The sequence below is a fragment of the Kocuria sp. ZOR0020 genome, from assembly GCF_000800955.1.
GTDB lineage: Bacteria > Actinomycetota > Actinomycetes > Actinomycetales > Micrococcaceae > Kocuria > Kocuria subflava.
The window spans coordinates 1-1576 of the sequence record NZ_JROX01000201.1; the positions used below are offsets into that span (position 1 = coordinate 1).

Genomic DNA, 1576 nt, shown 5'->3' on the forward strand with positions numbered 1-1576 from the left:
CCGGCACCATTGAGTAGTGATTTGTCCCGCCCATCACGCCGGATGGGCGGGACAAATCACCGTTCGAGCGGGCTAAGGCGGGAGAGCGTCCGCGAGGTCAGCCCTCCTGAACCTGACGGACCACATCCAGAGCGGCCGCCTTCAGATCACCGTCAGCGCGCTCGGCAACCGCGCGCTGGCGCTGGTATCCGGCACCGTGATCGATGATGTGGTTGACCCAACCCAGCTCCTCTGCGCAATCCAGGTCGCGGGCAATGGGCATGAGCCGGTCCACGATCTGGCGCAGATGATCCGTGACCAGCGGCTCCTCCAAGGAGTTGTCCTTGATGATGACCGCATCCAACCCGTAGCGCGCAGCCCGCCACTTGTTCTCCTTGACCAGCCAGGGGCGCATCTGTTCCACAGTTCCGCCGTCATCCAGGATCCGGGAGGTCTCCTCTACCAGGCACTGGGTGAGTGCGGCAATCGCGCCGATGTCCCTCAGGCTGGAGGGGGAGTCGCAGAAGCGCATCTCGATGGTGCCGTAGCGGGGCACGGGGCGTACATCCAGGCGGGATTCACTGATGTCATCGATCACGCCGGTGTCCAGGAGATCGCTGAGATGCTGCTGGTACTCGGACCAGTCAGCAAACGCGTACGGCAGGCCCGCGGTCGGAAGCTGCTGGAAGATCTGGGAGCGGTGGGAGGCGTAACCGGTGTCCTGGCCGTTCCAGTAGGGGGAGTTGGCGGACAGCGCCAACAGGTGGGGGTAATGGGCCAGCAACCGGTCCTGCACCGGCAACGCCTTCTCCTGCGAGTTCACCCCCACGTGCACGTGCATCCCGTAAATGACCATTTGGCGGCCCCAGTACTGAGCGCGGTCCACCACGGTGAAGTAGCGGTCCTTGTCCACCACGGACTGATCCTGCCAACGGGAGAACGGGTGCGTACCGGCCGCATACACCGCCAGATTCCGGGGGGTTGCAACCTGGCGGATGTCCTCCAACAACTGGCCCAACTGACCGGTGGCCTCAGCCACCGTGGAACACACGCCGGTGACCATCTCCACCGTGTTCTCCAGGAATTCCCCGGTCAGCGTGGGACTGGCCGTGCTTTCCTCCGCACGCTCCGGCAAGGCGGCGTGCACTGCCTTCATGACCTCTTGACCGCGGGGAACCAAAGCCCCGGATTCGGTGTCAACCAGTGCAACCTCCCATTCCAACCCGATGGTGGATTGAGAGGAGTGCTCGAACTCGATGTGCACGGGACCTCGCTGGCGTGTGGGCCGACAGGAAGTGGTTGCCAGCAAGGGCAGCCAGGACAGCTCACTCTAGTTTAGGCAGTGTGCTCCCGATAACTTGCCGGGCCCTTACCCTGGGGGACATGCGCCGTAACTTGATTCCCCACCTGCGCCTGGCCTCATCCCTGACCTTGGCGGGCCTGCTGCTGGTCCTCCCTGCCTGTACGTCAGACGGTGGCAGCACGTCCTCAACGACGCCGCCGCCCGCCACATCTTCACCCACTGACTCTGCGTCAGCTGACCCTGCCGCAACTGCGGCGGGTGCGGACAGTCGAGGGCCGGCGTCGGGACCGTGGG

At 64.5% G+C, this 1576-nt stretch carries 1 protein-coding gene and 1 pseudogene; one reads left to right on the plus strand and one right to left on the minus strand.

All coding sequences use genetic code 11. From position 1 onward, the window contains the following. Window positions 1–97: 97 nt before the first annotated feature. Complete coding sequence (locus tag L979_RS11460) at window positions 98–1243, minus strand: glutamate--cysteine ligase (RefSeq protein WP_047692346.1); 1146 nt, start codon at window positions 1241–1243, stop codon at window positions 98–100. 119 nt (window positions 1244–1362) lie between these two features. On the opposite strand from L979_RS11460, the pseudogene L979_RS16800 reads away from it, so the two are divergent. Beyond that, window positions 1363–1576, plus strand: a pseudogene (locus tag L979_RS16800) (hypothetical protein); the annotation flags it as partial.